24 protein-coding genes and 1 pseudogene are annotated in these 25,873 nt (G+C 71.8%); 13 read left to right on the forward strand and 12 right to left on the reverse strand.

Going from position 1 to position 25,873, the window contains the following annotated elements; all coding sequences use genetic code 11:
- Window positions 1–9: 9 nt before the first annotated feature.
- On the reverse strand, window positions 10–834 hold the full coding sequence (locus tag ACFYM2_RS11430) for a PRC and DUF2382 domain-containing protein (RefSeq protein WP_358997248.1): 825 nt from the start codon (window positions 832–834) through the stop codon (window positions 10–12).
- Window positions 835–1,596: 762 nt separating this feature from the next.
- Here ACFYM2_RS11430 and ACFYM2_RS11435 point away from each other — a divergent pair.
- The 5 genes from ACFYM2_RS11435 (at window position 1,597) to ACFYM2_RS11455 (ending at window position 6,331) form a co-directional block, all read left to right on the forward strand.
- Window positions 1,597–3,075: a phenylacetate--CoA ligase family protein gene (locus ACFYM2_RS11435; protein WP_388835361.1), complete on the forward strand. Its 1,479-nt coding sequence runs from the start codon at window positions 1,597–1,599 to the stop codon at window positions 3,073–3,075.
- Window positions 3,072–4,106 (forward strand): hypothetical protein, encoded by a 1,035-nt coding sequence (locus tag ACFYM2_RS11440; RefSeq protein ID WP_388835364.1) that lies wholly within the window; start codon window positions 3,072–3,074, stop codon window positions 4,104–4,106. Before ACFYM2_RS11435 ends, ACFYM2_RS11440 begins: the two co-directional genes overlap by 4 nt.
- A gap of 108 nt (window positions 4,107–4,214) precedes the next feature.
- Entirely contained in the window at window positions 4,215–4,736 is a 522-nt protein-coding gene (locus ACFYM2_RS11445; RefSeq protein WP_388835366.1) for a DUF4232 domain-containing protein, read from the forward strand.
- 93 nt (window positions 4,737–4,829) lie between these two features.
- The gene (locus tag ACFYM2_RS11450; RefSeq protein ID WP_388459673.1) at window positions 4,830–5,354 is read left to right on the forward strand and encodes an AAA family ATPase; all 525 of its coding nucleotides are present in this window, start codon (window positions 4,830–4,832) and stop codon (window positions 5,352–5,354) included.
- 206 nt (window positions 5,355–5,560) lie between these two features.
- Window positions 5,561–6,331: a class I SAM-dependent methyltransferase gene (locus ACFYM2_RS11455; protein ID WP_388835369.1), complete on the forward strand. Its 771-nt coding sequence runs from the start codon at window positions 5,561–5,563 to the stop codon at window positions 6,329–6,331.
- Here the strand turns inward: ACFYM2_RS11455 and ACFYM2_RS11460 are convergent.
- The 8 genes from ACFYM2_RS11460 to ACFYM2_RS11495 all read right to left on the reverse strand — a co-directional run bounded on the left by ACFYM2_RS11460 (window position 6,318) and on the right by ACFYM2_RS11495 (window position 15,724).
- On the reverse strand, window positions 6,318–7,538 hold the full coding sequence (locus tag ACFYM2_RS11460; protein WP_358997231.1) for a beta-ketoacyl-[acyl-carrier-protein] synthase family protein: 1,221 nt from the start codon (window positions 7,536–7,538) through the stop codon (window positions 6,318–6,320). The two genes, ACFYM2_RS11455 and ACFYM2_RS11460, sit on opposite strands and share 14 nt — an antisense overlap.
- On the reverse strand, window positions 7,535–7,801 hold the full coding sequence (locus tag ACFYM2_RS11465) for an acyl carrier protein (protein WP_358997228.1): 267 nt from the start codon (window positions 7,799–7,801) through the stop codon (window positions 7,535–7,537). Before ACFYM2_RS11465 ends, ACFYM2_RS11460 begins: the two co-directional genes overlap by 4 nt.
- 60 nt (window positions 7,802–7,861) lie before the next feature.
- The gene (locus tag ACFYM2_RS11470; protein WP_388835372.1) at window positions 7,862–9,397 is read right to left on the reverse strand and encodes an ABC1 kinase family protein; all 1,536 of its coding nucleotides are present in this window, start codon (window positions 9,395–9,397) and stop codon (window positions 7,862–7,864) included.
- On the reverse strand, window positions 9,394–9,831 hold the full coding sequence (locus tag ACFYM2_RS11475) for a hypothetical protein (protein ID WP_388835375.1): 438 nt from the start codon (window positions 9,829–9,831) through the stop codon (window positions 9,394–9,396). Before ACFYM2_RS11475 ends, ACFYM2_RS11470 begins: the two co-directional genes overlap by 4 nt.
- 254 nt (window positions 9,832–10,085) lie before the next feature.
- Entirely contained in the window at window positions 10,086–10,424 is a 339-nt protein-coding gene (locus tag ACFYM2_RS11480) for a hypothetical protein (RefSeq protein ID WP_388835378.1), read from the reverse strand.
- Window positions 10,425–10,575: 151 nt separating this feature from the next.
- Window positions 10,576–12,378 carry a fatty acyl-AMP ligase gene (locus ACFYM2_RS11485; RefSeq protein ID WP_388835381.1) on the reverse strand — a complete coding sequence of 601 codons (1,803 nt, stop codon included), beginning with the start codon at window positions 12,376–12,378 and terminating at the stop codon, window positions 10,576–10,578.
- The gene (locus ACFYM2_RS11490) at window positions 12,375–12,689 is read right to left on the reverse strand and encodes an acyl carrier protein (protein WP_358997214.1); all 315 of its coding nucleotides are present in this window, start codon (window positions 12,687–12,689) and stop codon (window positions 12,375–12,377) included. Before ACFYM2_RS11490 ends, ACFYM2_RS11485 begins: the two co-directional genes overlap by 4 nt.
- 86 nt (window positions 12,690–12,775) lie before the next feature.
- Window positions 12,776–15,724 carry an aldehyde dehydrogenase family protein gene (locus tag ACFYM2_RS11495; protein ID WP_388835384.1) on the reverse strand — a complete coding sequence of 983 codons (2,949 nt, stop codon included), beginning with the start codon at window positions 15,722–15,724 and terminating at the stop codon, window positions 12,776–12,778.
- Between the two features lie 880 nt (window positions 15,725–16,604).
- Here ACFYM2_RS11495 and ACFYM2_RS11500 point away from each other — a divergent pair.
- From ACFYM2_RS11500 to ACFYM2_RS11525, 6 genes and pseudogenes are all read left to right on the forward strand, one after another.
- The gene (locus ACFYM2_RS11500) at window positions 16,605–17,042 is read left to right on the forward strand and encodes an ATP-binding protein (protein ID WP_388835387.1); all 438 of its coding nucleotides are present in this window, start codon (window positions 16,605–16,607) and stop codon (window positions 17,040–17,042) included.
- Window positions 16,991–17,533, forward strand: a pseudogene (locus tag ACFYM2_RS11505) (MFS transporter); the annotation flags it as partial. The gene ACFYM2_RS11500 and the pseudogene ACFYM2_RS11505, both read left to right, overlap by 52 nt.
- Window positions 17,534–17,579: 46 nt before the next feature.
- Window positions 17,580–17,720: a hypothetical protein gene (locus ACFYM2_RS11510; RefSeq protein WP_388835808.1), complete on the forward strand. Its 141-nt coding sequence runs from the start codon at window positions 17,580–17,582 to the stop codon at window positions 17,718–17,720.
- A gap of 572 nt (window positions 17,721–18,292) precedes the next feature.
- Window positions 18,293–19,636 carry a uracil-xanthine permease family protein gene (locus ACFYM2_RS11515; RefSeq protein ID WP_388835390.1) on the forward strand — a complete coding sequence of 448 codons (1,344 nt, stop codon included), beginning with the start codon at window positions 18,293–18,295 and terminating at the stop codon, window positions 19,634–19,636.
- Window positions 19,633–21,042 (forward strand): amidohydrolase family protein, encoded by a 1,410-nt coding sequence (locus tag ACFYM2_RS11520; RefSeq protein WP_388835393.1) that lies wholly within the window; start codon window positions 19,633–19,635, stop codon window positions 21,040–21,042. Before ACFYM2_RS11515 ends, ACFYM2_RS11520 begins: the two co-directional genes overlap by 4 nt.
- A complete protein-coding gene (locus tag ACFYM2_RS11525) occupies window positions 21,039–21,749 on the forward strand; it encodes a sulfite exporter TauE/SafE family protein (protein ID WP_358997200.1) in 711 nt (236 codons plus the stop codon). The genes ACFYM2_RS11520 and ACFYM2_RS11525 overlap by 4 nt, the downstream gene beginning before the upstream one ends.
- Here ACFYM2_RS11525 and ACFYM2_RS11530 read toward each other — a convergent pair.
- Window positions 21,733–22,794, reverse strand: coding sequence for a LacI family DNA-binding transcriptional regulator (locus tag ACFYM2_RS11530; RefSeq protein WP_358997198.1), 1,062 nt, complete (start codon window positions 22,792–22,794; stop codon window positions 21,733–21,735). The two genes, ACFYM2_RS11525 and ACFYM2_RS11530, sit on opposite strands and share 17 nt — an antisense overlap.
- Before the next feature lie 196 nt (window positions 22,795–22,990).
- Window positions 22,991–23,473 (reverse strand): MarR family winged helix-turn-helix transcriptional regulator, encoded by a 483-nt coding sequence (locus ACFYM2_RS11535; protein WP_388835396.1) that lies wholly within the window; start codon window positions 23,471–23,473, stop codon window positions 22,991–22,993.
- A gap of 166 nt (window positions 23,474–23,639) precedes the next feature.
- On the opposite strand from ACFYM2_RS11535, the gene ACFYM2_RS11540 reads away from it, so the two are divergent.
- Both ACFYM2_RS11540 and ACFYM2_RS11545 read left to right on the forward strand, forming a co-directional pair.
- Window positions 23,640–24,623: an amidohydrolase family protein gene (locus ACFYM2_RS11540; protein WP_358997192.1), complete on the forward strand. Its 984-nt coding sequence runs from the start codon at window positions 23,640–23,642 to the stop codon at window positions 24,621–24,623.
- Between the two features lie 69 nt (window positions 24,624–24,692).
- Window positions 24,693–25,406, forward strand: coding sequence for an SDR family NAD(P)-dependent oxidoreductase (locus ACFYM2_RS11545; protein WP_388835399.1), 714 nt, complete (start codon window positions 24,693–24,695; stop codon window positions 25,404–25,406).
- Window positions 25,407–25,517: 111 nt separating this feature from the next.
- On the opposite strand, the gene ACFYM2_RS11550 is transcribed toward ACFYM2_RS11545, so the two are convergent.
- Entirely contained in the window at window positions 25,518–25,859 is a 342-nt protein-coding gene (locus tag ACFYM2_RS11550; RefSeq protein ID WP_388835402.1) for a winged helix-turn-helix transcriptional regulator, read from the reverse strand.
- Window positions 25,860–25,873 lie beyond the last annotated feature (14 nt).

The following is a 25,873-nucleotide window of genomic DNA, read 5'->3' on the forward strand; positions in this document are numbered from 1 at the left end:
GCGGAGCGGTCAGCGGCGACCTCTGTCGCCGCGGTTGCCCTCGCCGCGCCGGCGCTCGTCCTTGGCGGTCGCGTCGTCGTACTGGATCTCTTCCTTGCGGACGGTGTCGCTCACCTCGCGCTGCTCGGTGACCTTCTCCGTCTCCAGGCGCACCCGCTCCACCGGGACGGTCTCCTTGCGCGTCACGGGGCGCTCGGCGTGAAGCGTCACCTCGGTCTCGGCCTCGCCGATGTCGGCGCGGGCCCGGTCGCCCTCACCCAGGGGCTCACGGACGACGCGTACCTCCTCGTGGCTGACCGGAACGGTCGTGGTGACGTCTTCCGTCACGACGACCTTGCGCAGCCGTGCCCGGCCCACCTCCGTGTTCTCGGTGCCGACCCGCAGCCGCTCCTCGGAGCGCACCAGGCCCTCCTGGTCCGTGGCGTACCGGTCGTGGACGTTGGTGCCGGTGGCGCTGCCGGGCACGTCGACGCTGCCGGCGGCTCCGCCGGGGCCGGGGGTGCGCGTGCCGGCGCCGTCGACGCCGTAGTGCCGGTACAGCTCACGTTCCGCGTCGGCGTCCAGGTGCTCCTCGGCGTCCAGGCGCGGGGCGTCCTTCACCATGCTCTTGGTGTACGCCACGTGCAGGGCCTCGCCGTCGCGGCGGGCTCCCGCCAGCGGCACGAACGACTCCTTGGTGCCGAAAAGACCCGTCTTGACCGTCACCCATTCCGGGCGGCCCGACGCGTCGTCGAGGTAGACCTGTTCGACACCGCCGATCTTCTCTCCCTCCGGGTCGTAGGCCACCAGGCCCTTGAGCCCCTCGGGGCGGTTGAACATGTCACCAGTGCTCATGCGGATCACTCCTGACGTGTGGGGGAAGGCGCGGCATCCCGTGTGGCGCCGCACCTCTCCCTCCAACCCCGCCACAACCCGCCCGCCCCAGCTACCGCAACTCTTGGCGCGAAACGGCCACCACCCGCGCCACGCCTCGTCCGGGCGCTCCACGGGACGATGCGCGAATTACTCCACATGGGTGGCGGCGTGGGTGGTGGCGGCGGTGACGGCGACGACGCGCGCGGCCGCCGACGCCCGGACGGGCGTCCGGAACGCAGGATGTGTGAGCGGCGGCCGGCACCCGAACGAGGGGCGCATCATCGCGGGAGTGCCGGGCAGGCCCATGGCATGACGTTCGTAATGCTTTCGCTTCCGCCACTCATCATGGCCGTCATCCTCGCGTACGGCTCCGACCACGCGCGTCCCCGCCACGGGCGCCGACGGAGCCACTGAACCCGAGCGCCGAAAGCCCGCCCGCCGCAATGGTGAGGCGGGTGCGGGCAATGCGTGAACATTCGGTGGTGACCACATCTGGTGAAGCTCTCCCCAGAGTCCCTAGACTGCCGCTGCCAACCGGCCGATCCGGGTCGGAAAGCTCAGCACCGCGCAGTGGCCGGCACCGAGCCGCCGCCCGACGAGGGAGGAACCGACATGGTCAAGCACTACCTCAAGTACGCACTGAGCACGCTCACCGCCGCGATGTTCGCGCACATGGCCTGACCTGATCCGGCCCCGGCCTGGGCCGGGCGACACACCGTCCGGTCCAGTCCAGGAGGCCCCTTGTTCGGCACCGCCCTGAGCCAGCTCCGCTACGGCATGGCGATCCTGCGCAACCGGCGCATACGCCCGCAGGACCTGGAGCGGATCGCCCGCGACCTGGTGGCCACCCTCGCCGAGTTCGGCGAACCCGGCGACGATTCGGCGCTGCTGCCGGGCCAGGCCGGGCAGGCCGCCCGGATCGACCCCGAGGTGCGCCGCACCGTGACCCGGCGCAGCCTGTGCGCCACCGCCCGCTCCGCCGCCCGGCACACCGCGTACTACCGCCAGGTCTTCGGTGAACTGGGCCTGGAACCGGACGAGTTGGACGTGGACAGTTGGGCTCGCGTGCCGGTCACGCCGAAGAAGGCGCTGCGCTCCATGCCCACCGCGTTCGTTTCGGCCGCCGCCGTACCCGCCCTGATGGCGCTGACCACCGGCACCAGCGGCGTGCCCACCGCCGTCTGGTACTCGCGGGCCGAACTCGACACCACCATCGCGCTCAGCACCATCTCCGCGGCCCTGGGCCTCGGCCTGCGCCCCCGGCACACCCTCGCCTACGCGGGCTGTTCGCGCGCCACGCTGCCGCTGCTCAACGCGGCCGAGTCGGCGACCCGGGTCGGCGCGTCCTTCGTCCAGTTCGGCACGGTGGACCCGGCCGTCGCACTCGACCGCCTCGCCGCGCCACTCGGACTGCCCGGCAAGTCCCCGCAGATCACCCACCTCACGGTCGCCGCCTCCTACCTCGCGGCCCTGGTGGAACTCGCCGAACGCGACGGATGGCGGGCGGCCGACTTCGGCCTCGAAAGCATCGGAGTCGGCGGCGAAGTGCTGTCCGCGCCCCTGGCCGCCCGGGCGGAGGCCGCCTTCGGCGCGCCCGTGTCGACCTCGTACCTGATGACCGAGACCCTGCCCTCGGGCGCCACCCCCTGCGCGGCCGGACATCTCCACCACACCAGCGAGTTCGGCCATCTCGAGGTGCTGGACCCCCTCACATGGGAGCCCGCGCCGCCCGGCGCGACCGGCATGATCGTGCACACCCCGTACGTGCCCTACCGCGAGTGCACCCTGCTGCTGCGCTACGCCACCGGCGACCTCGTCCGCAGGCCCGCCACGGAGCCCACCTGCGAACTGGCCCACGTGCCTGCCACCTCGGCGGTGCTCGGCCGCTGGACGGGCCCGCTCAGCGCCGAACTGCCCACCCGGGCCCTGCTCGACCTGATCGAGGCCGAACCGGAGGTCCCGCTGCCCGCCCGGTACGTGCTCACCCAGGAACCCGGCTCCGGCGCCCGCCTGCACCTCCTGGTGCGGGCGCTGCCCGCGACCGGTCTGCTCGGCCGCCTTGAGGACCGGGCGACGGCCGGCGCGCTGCCGCTGGACGGGATCGTCCTGTACGACGACCGCGCCGCGCTACCTGTCACCGCGCCGGTCCGCGCCGACCTGCGGGAACACACCTTCGAAACGGCCCGCGCGGCCGGGACCCGTACCGGGAGCGGCATATGAACCCCCTGGCCCTCGTCGCGCTCAGCGTCTGCGTCGCCGCCCTGATCGCGGGTGCGGGCTGCTACTTCGCCCGGGTGCGGATGCCACGGCCCCCGGTGGGCGTCTACGCCGCCGGTGACATCGCCGTTCTCAGCGGCGGCGTCGTCGTGGCGCCGCTGCTCTACCTCTCGCTGCCGGGCGCCGCCGTCTCCGCGCTGTTCGGCCTGGTTCTGTGCCTGGCCGCGCAGTTCACCCTCGCGCCCCTCTGCGGGGGCCGCTGGTCCTGGCTGATCGCGCTCGTCGCGACCGCCCTCACCGTGTCCGCCGCGCTCACCGGGCACGCGGTGGCGGTACGCGTCCTCACGGACGTGCTGCTCGCCGTCGCCGTGATGGGCGTCGCCAACCTCTGGGCCCAGAGCGGGATGCGGCCGGTGCATGTGGCGTCGTTCGCGGCGGTCCTGACCTGCTACGACCTGGTCGCGACCGCTCTGACGCACGTCACGCTCGACTTCGTGACCCAGGTGCGGGGCCGCCCCTTCGCCCCGCTGTTCGCGCTGACCGGCGGCGACCGGCCGGTGGCCATCGGGCTCGGCGACCTGCTGCTGCTCGTCCTGTTCCCCCTCGTCGCGACCCGCGCGTTCGGCCGTCGCGCCGGGTTCGTGGCGGCGGGCGTGGGCATCGCGGTCACGGGGGTGGTGAGCCGGCTGTTCGCGCTCGGCGTCCTGACGGCGGGATTCCCGCTCCTGACGGCGCTGGGGCCCTTGATCGTGGCGCAGTACCTCCTGTGGACCCGGCGGTACGGGAGCGAGCGCACGACGGCCGACTGGCGCGCGGGCACAGCCGTGATGTCCCGGCCGCGCGCCGAACATGCCCTGCCGGACGGTCAGTTGATGGACGCGCTCGCCGTTCCCGTACCGGAGGGTGTTGCGGAGGGCACTTGGTTCGCCGTCGCCGAGGGCCGCGTCCTGGCCACGGGCTCCACTCCGGGACAGGCCCGCCGCGCGGCCGGCCGACAGGCGCCCGAAGTGCCGGTCGTGGTGCGTATGGCGTGACTGTGACGGCTTTATGACATTGGTCCGTCGGGCCGGCGGGGAGGGATGGCTTCGACCAGCGTTCCCGTGGCCCCGCGTGGGCCGCCGAACAGGAGGGGAGTACGCGCGATGCGTATCGTCCACAAGATCACCACTGTCGCCGCCGTCACCGCTACCGCTGCCGCCACCGTGTTGGCCCTGGGAGGGGGAGTGGCGTTCGCGTCACCCTCGGCGGCCGCCGGCGGCGGGGCGCCCTCCGCGTGCCGTCCCGCCAACCACACCGCGAAGATCACGCCCGCACCCGCCTCCTCCGGGCACCGCCACTACCGCGTCACTCTCACCGCCGCCCCGGGGTACGCGCCGTGCCGGCTCGCCGGGTCACCGGCCGACGTGCGGTTCTACCACCGTGGTTCGCTCGACCCGGTCGCCGTCGGGCGGTACGGATCGCAGCACACGGCGGTGACGTTCGGCCCCGGCCACCCGGTCCACTTCGACATCCAGGTCCCCAACGCGGCCCCCGGCGCCCGCGCCGACGAGGCGACCTTCACCCTCATGGCGCCCGGCGGCGAGATCCCGGGCAAGTCCTCGGCCCACGGCGCGCTGACCGTCCACGCCGGAACCGTCGTCGGACCGGTCCAGCGGGGCGCCTGACGCAGTACGGGGCCCGGCCCGGGCGCCACGACGGGACGCCCGGGCCGTTCAACTCCCCTCCCCGGAAGCCTTGTTGAGTCGTACGGTGGACCCGTGTCGACGACCACCTCCACCTCCACCCGGCTCGTGGTGCTGCGGGGCAACAGCGCGAGCGGCAAGAGCAGCGTCGCCGCCGAGCTGCGGGCGCGATACGGCCGGGGCCTCGCCCTGGTCGGGCAGGACAACCTGCGACGCGTCGTTCTGCGCGAACGCGACGTCCCCGGCGGCGCCAACATCGGCCTGATCGACCTGACCGTGCGTCATGCGCTGGAGCACGGCTTCCACACCGTGCTCGAAGGCATCCTGTACAGCGCGCACTACGGCGAGATGCTTGCCGGACTGCTGGGCGACTTCGGCAGTCGCGCGCACTGCTTCTATCTGGACGTGCCCTTCGAGGAGACCCTGCTCCGGCACGCGACGAAACCGATCGCCCACCAGGTCACCGAGAAGGACCTGCGGGAGTGGTACCAGGTACGGGACCTGTTGCCCGGCGGTGTCGAGACGGTGATCCCCGCCTCCAGCTCGCTGAGCGCGACGACGGACCTGGTGCTGCGCGAGTCCGGCCTGGAAACCCGCTGAAATGCTGGGCCCCGCGCGGCCCTGAAACACCTCCCCAAGCCCCCTGACGGGACCGCGCGCGCCCCGCGCAGCCCGCGCCGGACACGGCCCCTTCCCGACCACCCCCGCGCCCCGCAGAGCCCTGCCAGGAACTCCCCTAAACACACTCTGACCTGGTCTTTTCGCCTACCCGATCATAATCTGAGGCCCTGTGGAAGGGGGGCCGGATGGACCGGACCGTACGTACGGTGGAAGACGTTCTGACGCTTCTGGACGGGCTCTTCGCGTCCGAACCCGGAGCGGGCCGCCTGGCGACCGGAGACGGCGAGGACTTCTGGGACGGCTTCTACGCGGACCGGTCACGGCCGGTCCCGTTCTTCGTGGCGAAACCGGACGAGCACCTGGCCGGCCACCTCGACCGGGGTGTGATCCCCGCGTGCGGGCGGGCGCTCGACCTGGGGTGTGGGCCGGGGCGCAATGCTCTCCATCTCGCGGCCCGTGGCTTCGAGGTGGACGCGGTCGACCTCTCCCCCGTCGCCGTCGCCTGGGCGGGGGACCGGGCGCGCGAGGCCGGTCTCGACATCCGCTTCCACCGGGGTGACGCCTTCGCGCTGCCCGGCCTTGACGGCCCCTACGACCTGATCGTCGATTCGGGCTGCTTCCACCACCTGGCCCCGCACCGCCGCGTCACCTACCTGGCCTTCCTCGATCGCGTACTGGCCCCCGGCGGCCATCTCGCCCTCACCTCTTTCGCCGCCGGCGAGCAGGGCATGGGTTGCGAGCTCACCGACGAAGAGCTCTACCGGGCAGCCGCGTTGGGGGGCGGCCTGGCGTACACCCCCGAAGCGCTGCGCTGGATCTTCTCCGATCTGTCGGAGGTGGAAGTGCGCCGCATGCGTGAGCAGGATTCCGGGTCGCCGCACTTCGGCCGCGGGTTCCTGTGGGCCGCTCTGTTCCGCCGAGAGACACCGGCCGGCACCCGCGTCACGCGGTGGTGAGGACGAGTACGGCGTTGTGACCGCCGAAGCCGAAGGAATTGCTCAGGGCCGCCCTCAGCCTCGTGGGGCGCGGCTCCTGGGTGACGACATCGAGGTCGAACGCCGGGTCCCGCGTCGTGTGGTTGGCCGTCGGCGGAATGGTCTGGTGCTCCAGGGACAGCGCGGTCACGGCGGCCTCGATGGCGCCGGCCGCCCCGATCGCGTGCCCCCAGGTCCCCTTGTTGGCGGTCACGGCGGGCGGCTCGGTGAAGACGCTGCGGATGGCCCGGTATTCGGCCGCGTCGTTGAGCGGCGTGCTGGTGCCGTGGGTGTTGATGTGGTCGATGTCGGCGGTGCTCAGGTGCGCGTCCGCGAGCGCCGCGCGCATCGCGTCTGCGGCGCCCCGGCCGTCGCTGGGCGGGGCGGTCGGATGGTGGGCGTCACAGGTCGCCCCATAGCCGGCCAACAGGGCGTGGGCCCGCGCGCCCCGGGCCCGGGCGTGCGCGGGGCGCTCAAGGACCAGCAGCGCGGCGCCCTCCGCCAGGACGAAGCCGTCGCGCTCGGCGTCGAAGGGGCGGGAGGCGCCCGCCGGGTCGTGAACGCGGCGCGACAGCGCGCCGAGCTGGGAGAACCCGGCACACGAGACGCGGTTGCAGACGGACTCGGCGCCCCCGGCGACGGCGATGTCGCAGACGCCGGTGCGCAGCAGCATGAGCGCCGTCCCCAGCGCCGTGGCACCCGAGGCGCACGCGGTGCTGGTGGCGAGGCTGGGTCCTCGGGCGTGCAGATCGAGGGCTACTTCACCCGCGGCCATATTGGGAATGCTGCGGGGGATCAGGAGGGGGGAGACGGCGCGGACGCGGTTCGAGGAGAGCTTGACGACCTCGCTTTCGAGCCGGTCGAAGCTCGCGGTCCCCACACCGATCACGACGGCGACGCGGCCGCCGTCCCAGACGAGGGGATCGAGCCGGGCATCCGCGACGGCTTCCCGGCCCGCGACGAGTGCCATCTGCGTGAAGCGGTCGAGGCGCAGCGCGAGCCGGGGGGTGAGTCTCGACCCCGCGTCCAGACCCGGCACCTGGCAGGAGAAGTCGACCGGCATCCCGGCGAGGGCCGGGTCCCTGGAGGCAGTCGACTTGCCGGAGAGGAGCCCGTTCCACGAGCCTTCGGTCCCCACGTCGCACGGCGTGACAAGGCCGATGCCGGTGATGGCCGCCGCCCCTGTCACGGCGTCCCCTTGGCGAGGGGCGGAGCGGCGCCCGCGGGGTCGTCATGCGCCTGGAGCGCGGTGCTGGCTTCAAGGAGCGTGGACTGCGGGGTGATGCCGGTGGGCTCGTAACCGGTCTTCTCCTGGTAGATGACGGTGAGTTCGAGCAGGGCGAGCGAGTCGAGACCGAGGTCTTCGAAGGTGGCGTCCGGGGCGATGGTGTCGGGGGGCACGCCGAGCCCCTGGATCAGGCACTCCACGAGTTCGTCACTGAGAACGGCCATGCGGCGCTCCTTGGGTGTCGCGGTGGGCGGGTGGCATCTTGCGAGGGCGGTGGTGGAGATTCAGGTGCGCGGGCGGCGGCGGGCGTGGGCCCACCACGCGAGGGCGCCGAGGGCGACCAGGCGACGGGTCAGGTACCGGGTGCGGTCATCCAGGCGGTTCTCCACCAGGGAGAGCCGGCCGGCCTGGACGGGCGCCGCCTGGAGCGTGAGATCGCCCTGCGCCAGAGCGCGGATGATGGCACGCAGTTCGCCCGGCAGGGACCCGGCGGCCGCGATCACCTGCATCAGATGGGTGGCGAGCTGTTCCTCCGACACCGCCTCACAGGCGTAGGCGAAGAGAACGTCGCGCATGTTCTCCACGAAGACGTCCGTGACGGACAGTTCGGGGGCCAGATAGCGCACCGACCCCTCGATGTTGGCGAAGGACTTGGCCAGTATCGAGATCATGGGGCTCGTCTGTATGCCGCGTCTGGTGGAGCACTTGAGGACATTGCCCAGTGCGGCGCCGAAGTTGAGGTGTTCCAGGGACGCGGCATGGATCTTGGGCACCAGGGCGGCCATGTCCTGGCCGAACCCGGACACATCGGCCCACTGCGTCGGCCGTCCCATCTCCAGCCAGCCGGCCGCCACCGATGGCCCGTCGTTGCGGGCGAGCCCCAGCAGGATGAGAACCACGCTCATGCTGATGCGCCGGTCCACATGGCCGACCATGCCCCAGTCGATCAAGGTGGTCGGACCCGAGGGGCAGACGAAGATGTTGCCGGGGTGGGGGTCCGCGTGGAATCTGCGGTCGGTGAAATAGCCGTGGTACATGAAGGTGAGCAGGCTGGTACCGATGGCCTCCCGCTCCTCATCCTTGAACGCCGTGGGGTCCGCGTCACGGATGCTGGTGCCCGGAGCCATGGTCTGGACGAGGACGCGCGGCGTGGCGTGGACCACCTCGGGCACCTCAAGGTTGTCGAACCCCGAGACCGACCGGCGCGCGGCGTCCATGTTGGACGCTTCGAGGGTGAAGTCGCACTCCGGCCGCATCGCGTCGAAGACGACGCCGAGCATGGCCTCCAGATCGATGGTCATGGTGAAGTAGGGCGCGCGCCTGGCGCCGAGGCGGGCCGCCGCCCTGATCATGCGCATGTCCTCGCTGACGATTTCGCGCACCCCCGGCCGCTGCACCTTCACCACCACGCTCTCCCCGGTGGTGAGTTGGGCACTGTAGGCCTGGGCGAGCGAGGCCGATCCCAGCGGCCGGGACACGTCGAAGTCCTTGAACCGGCTTGCCCAGGCCGGCCCGAGTTCGGCTTCGAGGACGGGCCTCATGGCGCTGAAGGGCAGGGCCGTGGTCTGGTCGTGGAGGCTTTCGAGTTCGGTGGCCAGGGTCTGGGGGACGAGGTCCTGGCGGGTGGAGAGGATCTGGCCGATCTTGATGTAGAGCGGGCCGAGCCGTTCGAGGGACGCCCGGATGTCCGCGGCGCGGCGGCGGGCCCGGTCCGTGCAGTCCCCGGTGTCCGAAGAGGCCGGGCCGCGCCGGCGGGGCAGTTCGCGTGCGGCCAGCTGGGCCACCACCTTCAGGAGCAGCTGGGCTCGGGCCCGGCTCACGCCCGCTCTCCCGGGAAGGGCCGGGAGGCGAAGGCCGCCGGGGAGGACTCGGCGGTCCGCCCCGGCGCCGGGCGTGCGTCACGGTCGCTTTCCGGTGCGCCGCAGCAGGGTTTCGGCGCAGCGCTGGTGTTCTCGCGGCAGTGGTGGTGACGCGACGGGTCTCCCAGCAGGTTGCGCTGGATCTGGTCGAGCCAGGCGCCCAGTCGGTCCACTCCCAACGAGACGGCCTGGAGCAACGTGTCCAGGGTCAGGTCCCGGCCGGTCGAGGCGTCGGTCACCGTGAACCGTCCACTGTCGCGCAGATCGGCGATGAGGTCGTGCACGCACAGCCGTCGGCCGGAGGCGCCGTCGAACAGTTCCCCGTGGCTGCGATACACCTCGCGGGTGGGCGCGGCACCGGCCGTGCGGCGGCGCTCGCCCCCGCCACCTGTCAAGGGCGTGTCGGTCGGGCCACGCCAGGGAGCCCGCGCGCGGGGCTCGCGCGGCGCGGTGTTGAGGGGATCCGGTTGCCGTTGTGGGAGGGCCACGCTGTCTCCTGTGGGTCGTTCGCGCACCGTGGAGGACACCTCGCCGGGAGCGCGTGAGGTGCGCGCCGGGGGACACATGACGTGCCTGGGGGGCGCCCAGGGGGCGGAGGGCGCGGGGCGGCCGCAGCGCCGAAGAGGGCCACGGCCACCCCACGCGTGGGCTACTTCGAGGCGGAGCCGGTCTTGGCCCCGGCTCGCGTGGACTCCTCGTCCTTCTCCAGCAGCTTGACGAGCCGGTGCAGCTCTTCCCGCAGCCCGGTGAGCTCCGACGCGAAACCGTCCGCGCGGTCCCCGGCGCGGTCGTCGTACCGCTCGCGCCGCCGTTCGCCGTCGCGGCCGTCGCGGCGGTCGTGGTCGTCGGGCCGCAGCGCACGGCTCACGGAGGCACGGGTGTCGTGCTCGACGTCGCCGAGTGAGTCGGTGACGTCGTCCAGCAGGTCCTTGATGTCGGCGACGATGTCGTGGAGGAACCGTGACAGGCCGCTGCGGTGTCGCGTCATGCTGAGCCGTCCTTCTGTCGGGTGGTGCCGGGGTGGTGCAGGGATGGTGCCGAACGATGGACTCGAGGCACGGACGCGCGGGCCCGCGATGCGCTGAAGTGCTGGACCCGTGTGGCCAGTTGGGGCGCCCGCCCCGGCCACGGAGGGGCCGTCATCCTGATGCGGTGGACGGTGTGGACGGTGTGGACGGTGTGGACGGTGTGGACGGTGTGGACGGGGCAGAGGGGACCGGGAGGCACGCCCTGATCTCAGGGTGCGCGTCGACGTACAGCGGGTCGATGCGGCCCGTCAACAGGTCCTCGCGCGTCCGCGCGCGCTGGATCTTTCCGCTGGTGGTGCGGGGAACGGTGTTGCGCGCCACCAGAAAGAGGCTCACCGGTGCGCCGGCCGCGGCCTTCACGCTCTTTTTGACGCGAGCGCCCAGCTCGGCGTAAGAGAGTCCGTCGAGTTTCTTCGCGTCGGCCTCCTGGACCAGTACGACGTGCTCGCGTCCGGTGTCGACCCCGAAGGCCGCCGCCGCCCCGGTGGCCGCGTGCGCGTCCCGGCCGGCCTCCTCGATGTCCTGGGGGTACAGATTGCGCCCGTTCAAGATGATCATTTCCTTGAGGCGTCCGGTGACGAAGAGTTCGTCGTCCAGGAGGAACCCCAGATCGCCGGTGCGCAGGAAGGGCCCCGTGCCGTCGTCCAGGCGAGCCCCGAAGGTGTCGCGCGTCGCCGTTTCCTGCCGCCAGTAGCCCTGGGCGACGCTCGGCCCCGCCACCCAGATCTCGCCGACGCGGCCGGCCGGAAGCTGCGTACGGGAGCCGGGATCCACGATCCGCAGATCCGCGCCGACGGGACGGCCGCTGGACGCCAACTCAACCCCTGGCGCGCCGAGTTGGGCTGCGACGGCCTCATGGCGTTCCAGGGCCGCCGGGTCGAGGCGCCGCACGCAAGGACCCAGGCCGCGCGGGCTTCCGGTCACCAGGACGGTCGACTCTGCCATGCCGTAGGCGGGTGCCCAGGCGCGCGGTGCGAAACCGATGGGACCGAGCCGGTCGACCACCTTGCGCAGCGTGGGGACGCGGACCGGCTCCGCGCCGTTGAGGGCCCATTGCAGACAGGAGATGTCGAGTTTCTTGAGGTCTTCGTCCCGCGTGCCGCGCAGCAGCCACTCGTAGGCGAAGTTGGGAGCCATCGTGAAGGCGGCCCGGTACTCGTCGATCATCCGCAGCCAGATCAGGGGCCGGGCGACGAAGGTGATGGGGGAGGTGAACACCATGTTGCCCCCTCCGTAGACGGGTTGCAGCAGCTGACCGACCAGACCCATGTCGTGGTAGTGCGGCAGCCAGCCGGCCCCGGATCCCGACTCCGGCGAGCGGATGACGGTGTTGATCGCGGCGGAGTTGTGCAGGAGGTTCCCGTGCGAGACGACCACTCCGCGCGGTTCACCCGTGGAACCCGAGGTGTACTGCACATAGGCCGTGGTCCCCTCGTCCACGGCCGGCGGGACCCAGGCGTCGCCGGAGGGGAGCTGCGCGGTGTCGGTGGCCAGGCACTCCACCGTGCCGGCCCGGCCGACCGTCCCCAGCCAGCGCCGCAACGCGTCCACATGCGCCGAGTCGGTGAGGATCAGCCGGGCGCCGGTGTCCTGGATGATCTTCTCCGCCCGTTCGAGCGCCCGTGGATCGGTGGCCGGCAGCGGGGCCGGGACCGCGATGGAGCGCGCGTACAGGCAGCCGAAGAAGGCGCTCAGGAACGGCAGGCCCGCCGGGTAGAGGAGGAGCACCGCCTGGTCGGTCACGCCCTCCTCGCCCAGGCGCAGCGCCAGGGAGCGCGCCCGGCGGTCCAGCTCGGCGAAGGTGATCCGCCCGGTCTCCACCATCGCGTCCCCCCGGTGGTCCACGAACGCGAACCACCGCTTGTCGCCGAACCGTTCAGCCTGTTCCCTTAGGCAGTGCGCGAAGGAACTCATGCGCCCCAACCCCCCGCCCCGGCCCCGAGCCCGGGCGCCGCCGGAGCGCTTGGTACGTCGCGTCCGGCGGACCGCAGCGCCCGCTCGATGTACGTCACCGCCTCGGCCACCGTCCGCAGCTCCCAGGCGTCCTCGTCGCTGATGGTGACGCCGAACCTGTCCTCGGCGGCCACGACGACCTGCACCATGCGCAGGGAGTCGAGCTCCAGGTCGGCCACGAACGCGGCGCTCTCGCCGACCCGTTCGGCCGGTGTGTCCGTGACGTCCTGGAGGATGGCGCTCAGTTCCCGAACGATGTCCTGCCTGGCCATGGCTGGCCCTCCCTTCTGCGTCCGTCGGGCACCCGCTCCCCGCGCTCCTGGTGAGTGGAGGAAGCGAGTGCCGCTTCTCGCGGGTGTCACTGGGGGCGGACGGCGTCCGGGCTCCAGGCCACCGGCAGGGCCTCAAGACCCCGCTCGAACTGGCCCGGGCGCCAGCGCACTTCGCCGGCCAGGCGCAGGTCGGGCAGCCGCCGCAGCAGTGTCCCGATCGCCGTCTCGGCGGTCAGCCTGCCGATCTGCGCACCCAGGCAGTAGTGCACCCCGTGTCCGTACGCCAGATGCGGGTTGGGGCTGCGCCGGAAGTCCAGCTCGTCCGGGTCGGTGAACCGGGCCGCGTCGCGGTTGGCGGAGCCCAGGGAGACGATCAGTGATTCGTTGGCGGGGACGGTCACCCCGCTGAACTCCACCGGCTCCAGCGTGCCGCGCCAACTGGTGAACGTCAGCGGGCTGTTGTACCGCAGCAGCTCGTCCGTCGCGCTGGGGAGCAGTTCGGGCTCGGCCCGCAGCAGCTCCATCTCCCGGGGGTGGGTGAGCAGCGTGTGCATGCTGTTCCCGATGCTGTTGATGCTGGGGTCCTGCCCCGCCACCAGCATCAGCAAGAACATGCCCTGCAACTCGTCCTCGGTGATGAGCCGTTCCTCGTCGCAGGCCCGTACGAGCAGGGAGAGCAGATCATCGCCCGGCTGCCGGCGCTTCTCGGCGAGGATGGCCCCCATCATGTCGTCGGCCTGGTAGGTCAGCGCCCGGAAGTAGGGCACCGTGGTGTTCCAGTCGACCAGGCGCCAGGTCAGGGCGCGCAGGAGCGGCAGGTCGGGGGCGGGGGCGCCGAGGACGGAGAACAGGACGTGCGCGCCCAGCGGGTAGGCGACCTCGGCCATGAGGTCCCCGTGGCCGCGAGCGGCCATCCGGTCGACGCGCTCGTTGGCGATCTCGGTGATCCGGGTGTGCCATTCCTTCTGTCGCTGCGGGGTGAACAGCGGGGCCATCAGATGGCGCAGTTCGCCGTGGCGCGGGTCGTCGGTGTCCAGCAGATGCGTGAACAGCCGCTCACGCAGTTCCGCCGGCCATTCGCCGCCCCACAGGATCCCGGCCGGAGTGCGCTTGCTGTCGCAGCTGACGCGCTTGTCCCGGTGGGCCGTGCGTACGTCGTCGTACCGCGTCAGGAGCCATCCGACACCGTCCGGTGTGACGATTTGGCTCACCGGGCGGTTCTCCCGCAGCCACTTGAGCGTGGGGTGCGGGTCCTGCTGGAAGCGCGGGGTGAAGGGGGCGGGCAAGCCACCGGGCAGATCCTCCGGCGGCCACCCCCGAGGGTGGGTCTCCTTGCCGCGAACCGGCGGCGGAACCCGGAGCGGAAGGGGAACGCCGTTGACCGTCCGCTCGACGGCTTCGCTCAGCATCCCGCGCGGCGAGGCCCCCCTGGCGACCGAGACCGTCTGGAGATGGCTGGTGCGCAGCATCGGATAGTTCGCCTCGCCGAACGGGCCACCGCTGAGCCCGGTGCCGCCGTGGTTGGACAGGTACGGTCCCGACAGCAGATGTGAGTCGTTCACCCGCAGTTGGCCGTAGGTCGCGGTGCGCCCAAGGAACTCCGCGACGACGTGCTCGTCGCGCGCCCACAGCGAGCAGCGCAGTCCGTACGCGTTCGCCCCGGCGAAGTCCAGGACGGCGTCCAGGAGCGGCGCGTCGTCCTCGGCTGCGGGAACCACCACGGTCAGCAGCGGGAAGAACGTCTCCTGGCTGACGGCGCGCAGCCGGCGCGCCCGGTCCAGGCCGTCCACGCGCGCCACGGCGGGCTCCAGGAAGATGCCGGTGTCCCGCTCCTGACCGTCCACGTCCAAGTGCCGTCCTCCCGTGAGGACCTGGGCGCCGTGTGTGGAGGCGTCGGCCAACGCGGCGTCGTAGCCCGCCGCGCTGGGTGTCGGGACCAGGACCACCTCGGGGTCCTCCGGGTAGCCGGGACGCAGCGTCTGCGCCACCTTCACAAGGCGGGTGAGGAGTTCGTCGGCGATCGCGGGATGGGCGACCACGACGTTGGGGGCGCAGCAGATCTGGCCGGCCGCGTAGAAGGATTCGGTGAGGGCTTCCGTGGCGTGGTCGAGGTCGGCGTCGTCCCAGACCACGACCACATCGTTGCCGGCCAGTTCGAGCACCGGCTTCTTGCCGCGTTCCAGACAGTCACGCTGGATCCGCAGGCCGCGCGTGCTGTCGCCGAAATAGATGATGTCGTCCACGTACGGGCTGGCCAGCCAGGCGGAGAGCGTCGTGCCCGGGTCCGCGCACAGCGCCGAGAGCACTCCCGGTGGCGCACCGAGCTCCGCGAGGACCGGAGCGGCCACCCGCTGCACGAGATGCATCGCCGCCAGCGGTGCCTGCCGCGACAGCCGGACGACCAGGCTGTTGCCCGCGATCAGCGCCTGGAGGGCGACACCCACGCTGAGCAGGGGAGTGTTCTGCGGGGGCTGCACGCAGACCACGCCGTCGGGCCGGCGGCGCAGCGTGAGGGCGCGGTCGCCGTCCTGTACTTCGGTGAGCATCTGGGCGGCGCACCAGCCCGTGGTCTGGGGTCCGAAGAACGCGAGGAGGTTGGAGACCTCCGACACGGCCAGCCGCCGCGGGTGCCCTTCGCCGACCAGGAGCTCGATCAGCTGTGGCACGTGCTCCTCGACCGCCCGCCGGAACGATTCGGCGAACCGCAGACGCCGGTCGAACGGCACCGCGGCCCAGGGGACGGCCGCTTCCGCGGCGGCCAGCAGCGCGGCCTGCGTCAGCTCGGGTCCCGCCAGCGCGCACCGGCCCAGAACGATCTCCGGGTACTCACTGGGCGACATCTTTCCCTGGTCGAGCGACCGCTTGTACGCGGTGGCTCCCAGCGGGTCGTCGATCAACGCGGCGGCACGAACGGTGTACGCCCAGTCCGCCTCGCCCTCCACCTCCTTGCCCCCTACGAAGGAGGCGAAGCTGAGGGTGGGTGTGGCCGGCACCGGGTCCGTGGGCAGGACTGTGCGATCTTCCGAGATCGTCATGCGATACCACCTTCGGGTTCAGCCGCGGATTTCCTCAGGGGGAGGCGCGGGGCTCGGCAGAAAGCCGGAAGGAGAAGGCGAGCGGTGCTGGGACGGCGCACGCTCGCAGAAAAAACCTAGGCGTCACTCAAGCGGAACGGAAGGCAGGCATCCGCCATCACGGAATTTCGCGACAAGGCGCAAGGTCATCGTGCTCGGATTCGCAGGTGGAACCTGTGTTCCCTTGCTGGGATATCGAACAAGCGCGCTGGAAGGTGTGGGGCGAGCGTGGCCGACAGGTCTCAACGGGGTGACGCGAAACACCGTCCCACTGTCCGGAAATGACATGCAGGAAATCGAGTTCCGGAATTTGCTCGTCAGGCGCTCGGACCGTTGGTGTGCGATGCCGACCCCGCCGTGATCTACGCGTTGACCAGGCCGCAAGGCTTCGATTCGGGGCGCTCTCACCTTCCTTGGGCTGCTGGGCAAAGGATTTGGGGCGCATATCTGGGTCGACGGTATGCCCCCGCGCATTTCCCGGCGCATTCAGAATCGTAAAGTGCGCCGAGAGCGTTTTCGATACGTTCTCCGTCTCCCAGGGAATCCGTATGCGTGCGCGCCCATTTGTGCGCCCCCTCCTGACGTCATGCCCGAGCGGTGGCGACGTGGAACATTCATGGCCGTGCGTTCCTGGAGGGTCACGAGCGCCAAAGGGCTTCTGCGACAGCTGGGGTGGCTCGTGCGCCTTCCCGGCGGCGTGACGGATCCGGCCGCGCTGCGTTCTTCGCGGCGCACGGGCGCACCCGACGACGTATACCGGCGCGCAGTTGGGCCGGGTCTTTCGGGGCACACGGGAGGGGTGCCGGCCCCGTAGGAACCCCCGTAGGGACAAGGAGAACCAGTGGCGAAGAACTCATCACTCAAAGCCGTGGGGTGGGCGCGCTCCCTGCCGCTGGACAGTGGCGTCAAAGAGGCCAGGGACTGGACGCGGGCCCATCTGGCGACGCTCGACTGGGCCCAGCGGGCGCCTGAGGTCGTGGACGCGGTGCTCCTGACCGTGTCCGAGCTGGTCACCAACGCCCACGTACACGCCCACAGCGCGGCGCAGTTGATCCTCACCTGGGACGAGGAGTGTCTGCACGTGACCGTGCACGACTCCTCGCCGCAACTGCCCGAGCAGCGCGCCCCGGACGCCGACGCGCCGGGAGGGCGTGGCCTGGTGCTGATCGAGGCCCTGTCGCACGAGTGGCACGCCTATCCCTGTCCGCGCGGCAAGAACGTGACGGCGTGCTTCCAGCCGTCGGCCCCGGCCGACACCGAGGTGACCGGGGCCGGTTGAGGCCCGGGCGGTCTCGCGTCCGCCCGTCGGCCGGTTCATGGGGCGACGGACACCCTCGGACGCTGGGCGACCGTTTCGGGCGGCGCGCGGCGCTGACTCTCTTCATGGCGCTCATGGCCGCCTCGGGCAGTCCGCTCATCGCCCTGTGTCCCACCTGCGCAGCGGCGCGATGGGCCGCCCCGCTGACCGTTCTCGTGGTGCGGCTGGTTCAAGGCCCCTCCGCCGACGGCGAGTTCGCCGCCGCGTCCGCCTGTGTGGTGGAGATCGCTCCCGCCGGGCGCAAGGGCCTCTGCTCCAGTGCCCTCTGCGTGAGCGACGCGCTCGGCAACCTCCTGGCGGCCGGGCTCGGGACCGTCCTGACCACGCCTCTGACGCACAGTTACATGGCGTCCTGGGGCTGGCGGATCCCGTTTCTGCGCGGCGCCGGTCTCGCCGGTCACGCGTATGTGCTCCGGCGCCGCATGACCGAGACGCACACGGCGGGGGAGCGGGGCCGCCACGAGCCGGACGCCCAAGCCCCGTCGGTCCTGCCTGACCGTGTCCGTGTTCAGCGGCACGGCCCCGTACTTGGCGGCGGCCGCCGGGCACGCGGGACACCCCGCTCTGTACGCGAGCTACGTAGCCCTGGCCTGCGTGGTGACCCTCGGGTGCTTCGCCCACATCGCCACCCGCCGGTGAAGTCCGCCCCGGCGAGGCGCCACGCGCCGGTGAAGTCCGCCCCGGCAAGGCGCCACGCGCCGGTGAAGTCCGCCCCGGCAAGGCGCCCGGCCCTGGTGAGGCACCCGGCCCGGTGAGGCGCCCGCCCCGGTGCGCCGTCCGCCCTGGTGAGACGCCACGCACCGGCGAACCGCCCCGGTGCGGCGCCCCCGCCCCGGTGCGGCGCCCGCCCCGGTGCGGCGCCCGCCCCGGTGCGGCGCCCGCCCCGCTCAGGCGCCCGCCCCGCAAATCCCGAACCCCCGGCTCCACTTAGCCCGCCCCCACCCTTGACTCCCCTCCTCCGGCCTCCCCATACTGACGGCCAAATCGATTTGGCCGATCGTGTGTGGCTCCCGTCCGGGCCGGTGCACGGCTGAATTCCGCGCTCGCGACCCGAACGGAGCTCGCACGTGTCCCGTCCTCGCCGCACCCCGCCACCCGCACCCGCCCAAGGCACCGCCCCGGACCGGGCCCCCGCCCCGCCGCCCGAAGCGCGCGGCGCCACCACGCTGTCCGAGGCTTTGCCCCGTACGGAATCCGAAAACCTCCGGCAGGTGGCTGTCCACCCCGTCGACGAGTCCCGCCCCCTGGGCCGCATCCTGCTCTTCGGGTTGCAGCACGTGCTGGTCATGGCGGCCACGCCCATCTCCGCCATCTTCCTGATGAGCGCCACCCTGCGGCTGAACGCCGGCCTGACCGTCGATCTCCTGTCCGCCGCCTTCGTCCTCTCAGGCGTGGGGTCGCTGATCCAGTCGCTCGGACTGTGGAAGTTCGGGCCCCGGCTGCCGTTCGTCATGCTGCCGGGGGGCGCGCCGCTGGTCCTGTTCCTGGCCATCGCCGACGAGCACGGACTGCGCGTCGCGGCGGGCGCGGTCCTCCTCACCGCCCTGTTCACCTTCGCCGTACTGCCGCTCTTCGCCCGCCTGTTGACGTACTTCCCGCCGCTCGTCATCGGCACGATGATCGTGATCGTCGGCGTCAATCTGGTGAAGGTCGGGGCGGTCCTGGTCACGGGACGCCCCGGCGAACACGGCTTCGCCGACCCCGGCCACCTCGCGCTCGGCCTCGCGACCATCGGGTTCACCGTCCTGAGCCATCTGCTCTGCCGCGGTCTGGCGCGTCAGCTCTCCGTCATGCTCGGCCTCATCGCCGGCACGGTCCTCGCCCTGTACCTCGGCGACGTGAGCCTTGGACATCTGAGCCAGGGCGGCTGGGTGGACCTGCCCCGGCTCATGCCGTTCGGCCCGCCCAGATTCGACGTGCTGGCCGCCCTGCCGCTCATGCTCTACAGCCTCGCCTCCATGGCCGAGGCCACCGGCCAGACCGTCATCAACGCCGAGGCCGTGGGCAAGAAGATCGACCGACGCGTCGCGGTTCCGAGGACGATCCGCGGCGACGCGCTCGTGTCGGCCGTTGGCGGCCTGTTCGGGATGCCGTTGATGGTGACGAGCGGGGAGAACATCGGGATCGTCCGCGTCACCGGCGTACGCAGCCGGTTCGTGACGGCGGCCGCCGGAGTCGTCCTCATCGCCATCGGGTTCCTCGCGCCGGTGACCCGGGCCATCAGTGTCGTGCCCGCGCCGGTCGTCGGCGGCACGGCCATGGTCGTCTTCGCCGTGATCACCGTGCTCGGGGTGCAGATGCTGGCCCGCTGCGACCTCGACCGCCACACCAATACGTTCATCTGCGCCGTCGCCCTCGCACTCGGCCTGCTGCCCATCCTGGTCCCCGACGTCTACCAGGGATTCCCCTCCACCGTCCGCATCCTGCTCGACAGCGGTGTCGCGGTCGGAGCGTTCGTCGCGGCCGTACTCAATGTCCTTTTCCACCACGTCCGGCCGGCGCTCGCCGCCCGGCTGTCCCCACGCCCCGCTCCCCGCACCGAAGGCAACCGATGAACCAGCTCATCCAGGACCGGCTGCGCACCCGCGGCCCGCTGCTCCTCATCCCGGACGCCGTCCTGCTCCCCGAAGGAGTCAGGGAGTTGTACGCCGTGGTCGTGTCCGCCGGCTCGTTCGAGGCGGTGGGGCCGACCGAGGAACTGGAGCGCGGGTATCCCCATCTCCAGGCCCTGCGCCTGTCCGGCCACCTGCTCATGCCGGGCTTCGTCGACAGCCACCACCATCTGACCCAGAGCTTCGGCGCGGCTCTCGCCTTCGGTGAGCCCTCGGAGATCTTCCGCCGGGTCTGGGTGCCGCTCGAAGGCGCACTCGACGAGGAATCGGCCTATGTGGCCGCCAAGCTCGCCGCGTTGGAATCGCTGCGCGGCGGATTCACCACCGTAACCGACGCCGGGACGCGCGCCGACGTGGACACCGATGTCGTCGCCTGCGCCGCACGGGACGCGGGGATCCGCTGCGTCCTCGGCCTGATCTGCGACGACACCGGCACGGACACCGACTCGGGCGCGATCCTGGCGCGCGCGGAGAAACACCTGGCCGCCTACACCGACGACCCGCTCATCCATCCCTCCCTGGCGATCTCCGTTCCCGAAGCCGCCACCGACGCCATGCTGCACGCGACCGGCCGCCTCGCCACCGAGGCCCGGGCGGTCGTCCAGATGCATGTGAACGAACACCTGGCGGCGGTCGAACGCTCCTTGCTGCGCCACGGCCTGCGCCCGCTCGAACACCTCGACAGCGTCAAGGCCCTCGGCCCGCACCTGCTGGCCGCCCACACCACGCTGCTCGCGCCCCGCGAGGTGTCGCTCCTCGCCGACACCGCGACTGCCGTCAGCTACAACCCCGTTGCCAGCGCCTGGAAAGGCAACGCGGTGGCCCCCGCCACCGCCCTGGCCGAGCGCGGCGTCCGGTTCGGCATCGGCAGCGACGGCACCCGGGGCGACGGCTTCCGGCTCGCCGAGGCCGCCGAGTTCGCCCAGCGCATCGCGTACGGCCTGAGCACGGGGGACTCCTCCTGCGGAGCGGGCTGGACCTGGCTGGAGCACGCCACGGCGGGCGGCGCCGACGCGGTCGGCCTCGGCGGCCGCACCGGCACCATCGCGGCCGGCCTGGCGGCGGACTTCCTCCTCGTGGACGTGTCCACCCCCGAACTCGCCCTGTCCTTGGACCTGCCCTGGGAACTGGTACGGCGAGGCAACCGGGACCAGATCAGCGCCGTGTTCGTGGCCGGCCGGCTCCGTATGTGGCACGGCGAGCCGACCGACTGGGACGGCCCCGCACTCGTGCGCCGCGCCACGGCCCTGGCCAGAACGGCCGTGGCGCGCGCACCCGTCACGCGCGTCCATCCCACGTCGGCGACGGCACGCGACATCTCGGCACGGAACCGGAGCACCGCACAGTGAACACTCAGACCCTGGTGATCCTCGCCGTCACGGTGGGGATCGCCGCGTTCGTCCAGGGCGGCAGCGGGCTCGGCTTCGCGCTGGTCGTCGCGCCGGTCGCCGGCATCCTCGACCCGTCCCTGCTGCCCGTCTTCGTCCTCGCGTCGATGATCCCGCTCAACCTGTACGTCGCGTGGCGCGAACGCGGCTCACTCGATCTGCGCGGCGCGCGCTGGATCACCGTGGCCCGGCTCGCGGCGACGCCGGGCGGACTCGCGCTGCTCTGGCTCATCCCCGACCGCAGCATCGGACTGTTCGTCGGCGGCGCCACCGTCCTCGCGGCGCTGGTCAGTCTGGCCGCCCCTGCCTTCGCGCCCGGCCGGACCGCATACGTCGGCGCCGGCCTGGTGACCGGCCTCACGGAGACCGCGACCGGGGTCGGTGGCCCCCCGCTCGCGCTCGTCTACCAGCACCGCCCGCCCGCCGAGCTCCGCTCCACCGTCGCCGCCTGCTTCCTGGTGGGTGAAGTGGCTTCGCTGGCGCTGCTGTTCGCCACCGGCAAGGGACGCGTCGCCGACCTGGGCTGGGCGGCCGCGCTGCTCCCGGCGATCGCCCTCGGCGCGTGGCTGAGCCGGCTGGTGCACCAGCGGATCGACGCGCGCAGGATGAGGCTGTTCGTGCTGGTCTTCGCGCTGGTCTCCGGCACCGTCCTCATCGCGGGTGTCTGAACTCCCCGCGTTCTCTGAGCGAGGAGGCGCGCGCGATCAGCGCGGGGGCGGGCGCCGGGGCCCCGGGGGGAGGGGCCTCGGCGCCGCGCAGCCCCGACAGGAGCAGTTCCACCGCGTCGGAAGCCGCCCGGTCCAGATGCAAGTCCACCGCGGTGAGCGGCGGTTGGCAGGTGCGGGCCCGCAGCCCGTCGTAGCGGGTGGCGACCAGGACGTCGTCCGGAATGGAGCGCCCGCTGTCCTGAAGGGCGCGGACCGCTCCCACCGCGAACGCGTCCACCAGCGCGCACACCGCGTCGATCCCGGGGTGCGCCGCGAGCAGCGCCGTACAGCGTTCGTACGCCTCCCGCTCGCCCCCCGTCTCGGGCCACGCTTCGACGATGGGATCCCAGCCCTGTTCGGCCGCCATCCGTTCGTACGCGGCCCGGGCGTCGACCGACGAATGCCGCGCGCCCGACCCCACGATGAGCGCCGGATGTCCGGCCCCCTGCTCCCGCAGGTGCGTCAGGAGCACGGTCGCCACCCGGTCTCCCCACAGATCCACGTACGGCGCCTCGTCGTCGGCCGCGACCGGCCGGCCGAGCGTGACGTACGGCAGTCCGCGCCCGCGCAGTTGCGCGATGGCCGCGTCGTCGATGTCGGGCTCGACCACGATGGCCCCGTCGATGTCCAGGGAGTCGAGCGCGGACCCGGAGCGCACCGGCGGCACGAGCACCAGCGCGTAATCGTGGACGAGCGCGCTCTCGGCGGCGGCCGCCGCCACCTCCATGTAGAAGCCGAGCCGGGAGGGCCCGCCGGCCACCGCGAACGGCATGGACGACACGAGCGCGATGGCCTTCGCCTGGCCGGTACGCAGCCGCTGTGCGCGCAAGTTGGGCCGGTAGCCGAGTTCGAGCGCGATCCGCTTGACCCGCTCCCGGGTCCGGGGGTCCACCTTGCCGAGGCCGTTGAGCGCGTGCGACACCGTCGTACGCGACACCTCGGCGGCGCGCGCGACATCGGCGATCGTCGGCGGCTTGGCACGGGAGGGGGAACCGGAAGCGGGCATCTGCGCCAGCACTCCTCTGCTCGGACGGCGAACGGACCTGGCCCCATCTTCGCCGACACCCCATGAGCGGGGACAGGCGGCCACGCGACGGCCCGACCGGACACACGCCGTGACCGGAGGCCCCGGACCCCACCGGCCGGTACTCGTGCGGCGCCGCACCGCGCCGACGGGCGGCGCCACCGCGCGCGGCCGTGGCTCAGTCGCGGTGCGCGCCGCCGCGGCTTCGGGCAAGCAGCTGCGCCTCGATGCGCCGGAGCACGACGATCATGCCGTCCGCCTCGGCACCGTCGGGAACGGCCTCGGCCAGGAGGCCGCCCCAGACGTCCTCGAGGCGGCGCAGATTCTCACCGGCTTTCGGCGTCGGATACAGGCGCACGCGTCGCGCGTCATCGGGATCGGGTTCCCTGCGCACCAGGCCCTTCTCCTCCAACTTGCGCAGGGCGCGGCTGAAGTTGCTGGAGATGAGCCGGGTGGCCTCGGCCGCCTGGCCGGCCGTGGCGCCCGGCTGGTGGTCGACGAAGCGCATGACCGCCGCTTCGAGCGGTGTCCATGCCTCCGCCGGGTCCGACTTGGCGGCATGGATGTGCCGGCCGATCGCCAGGATCAGGTCGGCCAGCTCGAACAGCCTGGCCTTCTGCTTCTCGTCCACGACCTGCTTCTCGTCCCGCTTCTTGTCCACGTCCTCAGTGTAATTTACCTGTCGTGGGATAGCTATCATTTGACAGGTAACTGGGTCTCGCCTAGCTTCGCCGGGGTACGGAACGAAGCGACCGGGCGGACGCCGCCGGCCGCCGCAGCCCTGCCGCGTCAGGCCGTGCGTTCACTCCGCCCAAGGAAGGCCGCCCATGACCCTCATCGCCATCGAAGAACACTGGATGCTGCCGGAGTTGACGTCCGCCCTCAAGGCCGTACCTCGCCCGGACGAAAGCCTCGCCTTCAACGAACACGGCGACACCCTCCAGCGGCTCGAAGACCTCGGCGCCGGCCGGATCGCCGCCATGGACGCCCAGGGCATCGACCTGGCCGTCCTGGCCCTGACCCCGCCCGGAACGCACTCCCTGCCTCCCGAGCGGGCAGTCGACCTCAGCCGCCTCGCCAACGACACCGCCACCGAAGCGGTCCGCGCCCACCCGGCACGCTTCCGGTCCCTGTCGAGCCTCCCGATGTCCTCCCCGCGACATGTCGCCGCCGAGCTCGAACGGGCCGCAGCCCAGGGCCACGTGGGCACCATGGTCTACGGCAGATCCGGCGACCTGCTGCTCGACGACCCCGTCTACGACGACTTCTTCGCCACCGCCGCCGCCCTTGGCCAGCCCGTCTTCATCCATCCCCAGATCCCCTCCGACCCCCTGCGCGACGCCACCTACCGGGGCTTCGACCCACTCACCGACCTCGGCCTCGCCACGTTCGGCTGGGGCTGGCACCTGGAAGCCGCCACCGCCGCCCTGCGGCTCATCCTGCGCGGCACCTTCGACCGGCACCCCGAGCTGCGGATCGTCCTTGGGCACTGGGGCGAACTGCTGCTCTTCTGGCTCGACCGGGCCGACAGCCTCGCGCGCCTCGCCGGTCTCCAGCGCACGGTCTCCGACTACATCCGTGCCAACGTCTTCATCACCACCTCGGGCATGTTCAACCCGGCCCTGCTGCACCACGCCTTGACCGTCACGACCACCGACCGGCTGATCTTCTCGACGGACTACCCCTTCCAGCGGCCCAGCCGGGAAGACATCGACACCTTCTTCGAACACCTCGCCACCGATTCAGACCGCCACAAGGTGCGCTCGGCCAACGCGGCCGCCCTCTTCGGCATCGACCCCATGAGGTCCTGACCGGCGGGCCCCGCTGTCCCACTCGCGCACACCATCCACCCGTATCAGTACCTCTGGAGATGACACGCCATGCCTCAGCCGCACACACCCGGCCCCGTCCCCACGGCCCTGATCATCGGCGCGTCCCGTGGACTGGGATGCGCCATGGCCGGCGAACTCGCCGAGCGAGGATGGTCGGTCATCGGCACCGTCCGAGACGCCGCCCGCACCCCACTCCACGACCTCGCCGACCAGCACCCCGAACGCGTCAGCATCGAACACCTCGACATCACCGAGCCCGAGCAACTGGCGCCGCTGCGTGAGCGGTTGACTGGCCGCCCCTTGGACATCCTGTTCGTGAACGCGGGGACCACCAACAACGACGCGACACCCATCGGAGCGGTCCCCACGCGGGACTTCACCGACATCATGGTGACCAACGCGCTCAGTCCGCTGCGGGCCATCGAAGCCCTGGACGACCTGGTCACGCCCAACGGCCTCATCGGAGTCATGTCCTCGGGGCAGGGCAGCATCACCAACAACACCCGCGCGGGACACGAGGTCTACCGAGGAAGCAAAGCGGCGCTCAACATGTTTCTGCGCAGCTACGCGGTCCGCGAGGCCGACACCGACCGCGCCTTTCTGCTGCTGGCTCCCGGCTGGATCCGTACGGCCCTCGGTGGCGACGAGGCGCCCTACACCGTGGAGGAGAGCGTCCCCCTCCTCGTGGACGTGCTCCTCTCCCACCTGAACACCAAGGGTTTGGCGTACGTGAACCGCTTCGGGCAGCCCGTCCCGTGGTGACACGCACCGAGGGCCGGGCCGGCCCCGGCCGCCGTGCTCCGACCGCCCCGACGGCCTCGCTGAGCGATAACTGGCGCTCTCAGCACGGGGTTTGAGCGCTCTCGCCCCCGTTCATTGCGGTGCCGACCACTCGCGGCCCCAGACGGCCAGGGGCTGGAGCGCGTCATTGAGGCGCCGGCCGGCGGCGGTCAGGGAGTACTCGACGCGGGGCGGCACCTCGTCGTACGACACGCGCCGTACGATGCCGTCGGTTTCCAGCTCGCGCAGGTGCGAGGCCAGCACCTTCTCGGTGACCCCGGGAAGCAGCCGGCGCAGCTCGCCGAAGCGGCGCTGTGGGTGCTCATGGAGCGCCCACAGGATCAGCACCTTCCACTTGCCGCCGATCACCTCCATGGCGGCGTCGATCCCGCAGATGTGTCCCCGCGGTGTGCCCGGCCTATTCAGCGTCGTCATGCCCCACCCTCCTG

It is taken from the genome of Streptomyces sp. NPDC006711 (assembly GCF_042869775.1).
Classification (GTDB): Bacteria; Actinomycetota; Actinomycetes; order Streptomycetales; family Streptomycetaceae; genus Streptomyces.